Raw genomic sequence first — 6,686 nt, 5'->3', positions numbered from 1 at the left:
CCTTGCCGCCCCTTCAATATCAGGCGGTGATGTGATGTAGTTCGGCCAGAGCTTCAAGTGCTTTTTCAAAACAGAGTAGCGGTGCACGTACGGTTCCCGCCCCGACCTGACCAATCCCCGCATCTTTATGCGCGATACCGGTATTAATCAGCGGCGTAATCCCCGTCTCTACGACACGACGGACATCCAGCCCCAGACATGCCCCCTTGAAATCCCATGAGGGGATCTGAAACAGCGGGTTGTTGGCAAGATAGATCTCCGCCATCTCTTCTGAGGTTTCCAGCGCCGCGCCCATACCACCCGCGCCGACGAAGCGCGTTACGCCGGGTGCCGCAATCATTGCTGCACCACCAATCCCCAACGTTTCTGTGATGGCGCTGTCGCCAATGTCCGGATTCGCGTCAGCCTGGCTATAGCCGGTAAAAAACAAACCCTGCGGCGTATTTACCGGCGCGGTAAACCAGCGATCGCCAGTTCCGCTCACGCGAATGCCGAAATCACGACCGTTACGCGTCATCGCAGTGACCACTGAGCCTGCCTTAATTTCCGCCGCGGCATCCATCACTGCCTTACTATAGGCCATAGCCAAATTGAGGAAGAATTGGTCTGTTACGCTCAGGAACTGCAGTACCTCAGTGATTTCCGTCTTCGGACGATCCAGACCAGCGATTACCGGAGAGAGTGTACGCAGTAACAGAGAAGAGGCGGCAATATTACGTTGGTGGAACTCATCGCCCATGGTGATGGCCTGCGCCATCATTGCCGTCAGATCGACGCCATTTTCCATCAGCGAGAGCGCTTCCTGTAGTACTGGCGCCAGCGTGTCGCGCATCCAGCGCAAGCGCTTTTGCACGTCATCACCGTAGGCGCCAAAACGCATCACTTTGCCAATACCTTCATTGAGGTTGCAGCAGGACTGGTTACCATGCACCACGTCACGCACCACCAGCACCGGCATATTAGCGGAGGTGATTCCCCCCATCGGACCTACCGCACCAACGTGATGGCAAGGGATAAAATCAACCTCACCCTGCTCCAGCATCCACACGGCATCTTCTTCCGTCACCGCCCAGCCTTCAAACAATGATGCGCCAATGCAGGCTCCGCGCATTGGGCCGGTCATCTCTTCCCAGGCGATCGGCGGACCAGCGTGCAATAATTTGCGTCCAGAAGACAATTCGGCCACCGCTTCTTTTGCAGGGCGCACAGCAACCCAGTGGGGACGCGCGGCTTTAATTCGTTCGATAATGGCTTCGTTGGCCTGTGCAATAGATGAATACATATCCGTACCTCTGAACTTAATGTAACTGTTTGAGTAAACTGGCAAGACGGGCGTTGCCACCGGCAACAGGCGCCCACTGATAATGCACAACCGGCGTACCGCTGCTTTGCAGATCCAGTGCAAAGCTGCGTAATCCAGCGTTAATGACCTGTACGCCATCAAGGAGTGCGCTATGGGATGCCAGGATGCTACGTTCCTGGTGATGTGTCAGGTTGACGGCGAGTAAAACTGCCTCTTCCAGCGTTTCCACCACCGCTATCCCAGCCTCGCGAAGTATCTCCGCCTGCCCACAGCGCCCCTGCGGATCGGCCTCGGTTCCGGTCAGAGTGGCAATCACCACAAGCGGGGCGGCACGTTTGGCTCGCACCTGCTCTACCGCCTCAACAACCGCTCCAGCCGGGTCAGCACAGGCGCCATAGCCCAGCACCACATCCAGAAGCAGTACGCCCACATCCGGCAACGCGGCCAGTTTTTCGATCTCAATGCTGCGAGTCGTCGGGTCAATCATCGGATGCGGTCTGCCCAGGGTGTAGCTGTCGTCCCCCAGGTCGACAATGCGATGGCCACCGCCTTCCAGCATCACTCCCTGGTCATGGCTTTCGCTAACGGGTACTCCCAGCCCGGCAGAGAGCAACATAGCGGCTTCAGCTGCCAACGTGCCGCCGGCGTACAGACCGTAAATACCTTTACCGGCCACTTCCGGTTGAACCTGTCTCTGCAGTGCCACACGCATCAGCAATACCGCCAGTTGTGCAGCATCAGAAAGTGAATTCGCCAGCCAGACGTTACCTTCGCGACGCTGCTCCGGCTTGCTTCCCAGAAACAGCGCGACAACCGGTTTACCCACGTTTTGCATCGCGGCAATAATGCAGGTTCGCACCTGCGGTGACGGTGGTTTAGAGACAAACGCAATCACCCGCGTGGCATCATCCGTAGCCAGCATTTCCAGTGCGGTCAATGCGCTGATGCCGCCAACATCAGCACTCAGGTCGCGACCACCCAGACCGATAGCGTGGCTCACACCCTGCTGGTGTAGTGCAATCTGCGAAGTAATTTCCTGAATCCCGGTGCCTGACGCGCCAATCACGCCAATCCCGCCTTCAGGGAGTACGTTGGCGAAAGCTAATGGACTTCCGGCTATCATCGCGGTTCCGCAGTCTGGTCCCATGACGAGAAGCCCGCGCTCGCGCGCCAACGTTTTCAGCTCAACTTCTTGCTCCAGCGGCACGTTATCGGAAAAGAGCATCACGTTTTTGTTCGCCAACAGTCCCTCTTTAGCAACGGACGCGGCATATTCCCCAGCGACCGATATCAGCAACAGATTAGCCTGAGGCAATTTCTGGCACGCACTTTCGAAGCGACGTGCTTTAACCAGTTGATGCGAACTCCCTGACGCATTGGTAATCGCGTTCAGCTCTTTTTCCAGTTGCTCACGGATCAAATCCAGTATCCCGGGCTCTTCGCCTTCGGTTCGGACTGCGACACAAATATCGTTTGGCGTGGCGTCAGCAAAGTCGTCGTGCCAGAATCCGGTGGAATCCAGCATTGATTTATTGGCTGGCGTTCCCATCATGACTGAAACCTGATCGACTTCCGGGCGTTCACTGAGTTTTCGGGAAATGATCATCAGGCTGACGGAATCCTGAAAACTTCCCTTTTTAATAAAGGCGTAAATCATTACCGCTACCTCTTTATGTGCGTTTTTCTTTTAAAAACAGCATTGCAACTAAACCGATAGCCAGCAGAGTGGCTGAAACATAGAAGCTGGAAGCCAGGCTTCCGGTCATATCACGTGCCGCGCCGGCAATAATGGGGGCAAGAATAGATGAGCTCATGCCGATGAAATTAAATAAACCAAATGCGGTGCTGTAGTTATTTTCATCCACGCTGTCGGCAACCAGCGCAACCAGTACTGGATCCAGCGCCAGTTTACCCACCAGACCATAGACACACAGCGCAATGATTACCCCTGTCATATTCGGCATCCAAATAATTGACAGCATGCTGATAATCGCTACCGGCACCAGAAACATAATTAATGGTTTTCGCTTGCCTAATTTGTCAGAAAGGCTGGAGAATAACAGCGCGCCAGGAATTGAAATCCAGGCCACCAGCGAAGAGATAAACCCGGTTTCGCTACCGGCAATACCACGTTCATTTTGCAAATAATAGGGAAGCCAGGTCAGGATTACGAAGAAACCGAACAGGCTACAGAACACCATTATATAAGTAATAATTAAGTTACGATTTTTTAGCAGGTCGCTGAACTTACCTTTTTTCACCGGCGCACCATCGACATCAGCGGTGCGTTTCTTCTCTTTTACGAACAGCCATATAGCCACCCCGACCAACACCGAGGGAACCGCCATCGCATAAAATGGCATGCGCCACGAATGTCCTTGATCGTATACCAGCCAGCTTGAGGTCATCAAACCCAGCGCAATACCAAAGGCCATACCACTGTTGATGATCGCACTGCCAAGAGAACGATATTTCTTCGGGATCTGCTCGGAAGAGAGACCGTATTGCGGACCGTAGTAGGTTCCTTCACCAGCCCCCGTTACCACGCGGGCAAATAGCAACGTATACCAGCTTTTCGCCCAACCAGTAACCGCGGTGAAAACACCAAATAGAATAAATCCTGGAACCAGTACTTTTTTCTTACCAATTTTGTCGCCCAGAATTCCGGCTGGAACCTGAAGCAAAGCATAAGAAAAATAGAACACGGAATTAAGAATACCTAACTGTGTGCCGCTTAAACCAAATTCCTTTTCTAATTCGCCCATCACCGGATTGAGCACCGTACGGTCGGCGTACATAAAAATCCATCCGAGCCAGAACAGGAAAACGGTGACCCACCAGGCCGGTATTCCCTTTTTCTTTGTGGCCTCAGCCACTTCATATGAACCAGACATAAGCAATCTCCCGGTAATAATTACCGCTGAATACCTCATGTTACCTGACACGATACGTGAGGTTTGATGTTTTAACTGCGCCTACCTTATCGGGGTAAAAATGTATTTCATTTGAACAAAGTCACACAAAATCCATTGTTATAAATTCCTGGTAACTGACCACAGCATTATTAAAAAAAGTCTAATAATCATTTTTAAAACAATTTAAATAAAGAGACTGAAATCATCATTAATTATCGAGTTATTTTTGTAGATATTTTACTTGTCGCTCCCATCACATAATAAAGGTAATAAAACGTTATTTTGACCGCGAGATAATTTGCATAATGAGGTCATCAATGAAAAAGAGAATTGTCATTGCTCTTGGCGGTAATGCGTTATTACAGCGCGGAGAAATTTTGAGCGCAGAAAACCAGCGGCGGAGCATTCAGGTATTTGCTGAGATGGCAGCCGAATTAGCCCGTGACTATCAGTTGGTCATTGTTCATGGCAACGGCCCTCAGGTTGGCCTGCTGGCGCTACAGAATGCAGCATACAAAGAATCCCCGGTCTGGCCGCTGGATATTCTGGTCGCGGAAAGCCAGGGAATGATCGGTTTCGCTATTACTCAGGAACTGGCGTCATCCGCGGGTAACTCTCCCGTCACAACGCTGATGACCCGGGTTGAGGTGGATCCGCAGGACGAAGCCTTCTCAGCTCCCGGTAAGTATATTGGCCCCGTGTATCAACCGGATCAACAGGCAGAGCTGGAAGCACGCTATGGCTGGCAGATGAAAACCGATGGGCAATATATTCGCCGCGTGGTTCCCTCACCGACTCCGCTGAAAATTCTCGATAGCGACGCCATCCGTACGCTGATGGATGCGGGACATACTGTGGTTTGCTGTGGTGGCGGCGGTATTCCGGTTATTGCACAGGGTGATGGTTACCAGGGAACCGAGGCCGTCATTGATAAGGATTTGACTGCTGCCGTTCTGGCACAATCCATCAACGCTGACCATCTGCTGATTCTGACAGACGCCGATGCCGTGTATGAAAACTGGGGAACGCCGCAGGCGCGTGCGCTACGACATGCCACCGTTGAGGAACTTACGCCATTTGCCACACCTGATGGCGCGATGGGGCCTAAAGCGGCGGCGGTGATGCAGTTTGTCAAACAGACCGGGAACGCGGCATTTATCGGCGCCCTGAAAGATGCCCCGCAGATTCTGGCTGGAGAAAAAGGTACCTGCGTGACAAAGTAAACCGAGATGAAAAAAAGGCTTCCCGGAGGAAGCCTTGTTTGTCGTTAGCAGACTGAATTACAGAACGTCAACCGCGTTCAGTTCTTTGAAAGCCTGTTCCAGACGGGTGATCATAGTTGTCTGACCAGCACGCAGCCATACGCGCGGATCGTAGTATTTCTTGTTCGGCTGATCTTCGCCTTTCGGGTTACCCAACTGGCCCTGCAGGTAAGCTTCGTTTGCTTTGTAGTAGTTCAGAACACCTTCCCAGGTAGCCCATTGGGTATCGGTGTCGATGTTCATTTTCACTACGCCGTAGCTTACGGAGTCTTTGATTTCCTGAGCAGTAGAACCGGAACCGCCGTGGAAGACGAAGTTCAGGCTGTTGTGCGGCAGGTTATGTTTCTTAGAAACATAGTCCTGAGAGTCGCGCAGGATGGTCGGGGTCAGAACCACGTTACCCGGCTTGTAAACGCCGTGTACGTTACCGAAGGACGCTGCGATGGTGAAACGCGGGCTGATTTTGCTCAGCTCGGTGTACGCGTAATCAACGTCTTCCGGCTGGGTGTACAGTGCAGAAGCGTCCATATGGCTGTTGTCCACGCCGTCTTCTTCGCCACCGGTGCAACCCAGTTCGATTTCCAGAGTCATGCCCATTTTGGACATGCGCGCCAGATATTTGGAGCAGATTTCGATGTTCTCTTCCAGAGACTCTTCAGACAGGTCGATCATGTGAGAAGAGAACAGCGGTTTGCCGGTTGCTGCGAAGTGTTTTTCACCCGCGTCCAGCAGACCGTCGATCCACGGCAGCAGTTTCTTCGCGCAGTGGTCAGTGTGCAGGATAACCGGAACACCGTAGTGTTCAGCCATCTGGTGAACATGATGCGCGCCAGAGATAGCACCCAGGATTGCAGCGCCCTGAGGCACGTCGGACTTCACGCCTTTACCCGCGATGAAAGAAGCACCACCGTTGGAGAACTGTACAATTACCGGCGCTTTAACTTTTGCAGCAGTTTCCAGAACGGCGTTGATGGAGTCGGTACCCACGCAGTTAACAGCTGGCAGAGCAAAGTTGTTTTCTTTAGCTACCTGGAAAACTTTCTGTACGTCATCACCAGTGATTACGCCTGGTTTTACGAAATCAAAAATTTTAGACATATTACGAGTCCTGTATCTTCGGCCGTTATACACATCATCCTTCAAGCCGCCTCATCGTTGGCTGCTCTCGCTCGCCCCAGTCACTTACGTAAGTAAGCTCCCGGGAAC

5 protein-coding genes are annotated in these 6,686 nt (G+C 52.4%); 1 reads left to right on the top strand and 4 read right to left on the bottom strand.

Going from position 1 to position 6,686, the window contains the following annotated elements; translation table 11 throughout:
* Positions 1 to 19 precede the first annotated feature (19 nt).
* Genes FDX03_RS14225 through FDX03_RS14215 form a run of 3 tightly spaced genes read right to left on the bottom strand, consistent with a single transcriptional unit; the run spans position 20 to position 4,197 of the window.
* Positions 20 to 1,282 carry a DUF1116 domain-containing protein gene (locus FDX03_RS14225; protein ID WP_061068533.1) on the bottom strand — a complete coding sequence of 421 codons (1,263 nt, stop codon included), beginning with the start codon at positions 1,280 to 1,282 and terminating at the stop codon, positions 20 to 22.
* 16 nt (positions 1,283 to 1,298) lie between these two features.
* Positions 1,299 to 2,960, bottom strand: coding sequence for an acyl-CoA synthetase FdrA (locus tag FDX03_RS14220; protein WP_137346093.1), 1,662 nt, complete (start codon positions 2,958 to 2,960; stop codon positions 1,299 to 1,301).
* A 13-nt stretch (positions 2,961 to 2,973) separates the two neighbouring features.
* Positions 2,974 to 4,197, bottom strand: coding sequence for an MFS transporter (locus FDX03_RS14215; RefSeq protein ID WP_105242192.1), 1,224 nt, complete (start codon positions 4,195 to 4,197; stop codon positions 2,974 to 2,976).
* Positions 4,198 to 4,535: 338 nt separating this feature from the next.
* Between FDX03_RS14215 and FDX03_RS14210 the strand changes: the two genes are divergently transcribed.
* Positions 4,536 to 5,441, top strand: coding sequence for a carbamate kinase (locus FDX03_RS14210; protein ID WP_061068536.1), 906 nt, complete (start codon positions 4,536 to 4,538; stop codon positions 5,439 to 5,441).
* 57 nt (positions 5,442 to 5,498) lie between these two features.
* Here FDX03_RS14210 and fbaA read toward each other — a convergent pair whose 3' ends face one another.
* The gene (fbaA, locus tag FDX03_RS14205) at positions 5,499 to 6,578 is read right to left on the bottom strand and encodes a class II fructose-bisphosphate aldolase (protein WP_128317332.1); all 1,080 of its coding nucleotides are present in this window, start codon (positions 6,576 to 6,578) and stop codon (positions 5,499 to 5,501) included.
* Positions 6,579 to 6,686 lie beyond the last annotated feature (108 nt).

The sequence above is a fragment of the Citrobacter sp. wls827 genome (assembly GCF_005280875.1).
GTDB lineage: Bacteria > Pseudomonadota > Gammaproteobacteria > Enterobacterales > Enterobacteriaceae > Citrobacter > Citrobacter youngae.
This window is presented reverse-complemented; position numbering and strand designations above follow the sequence as displayed.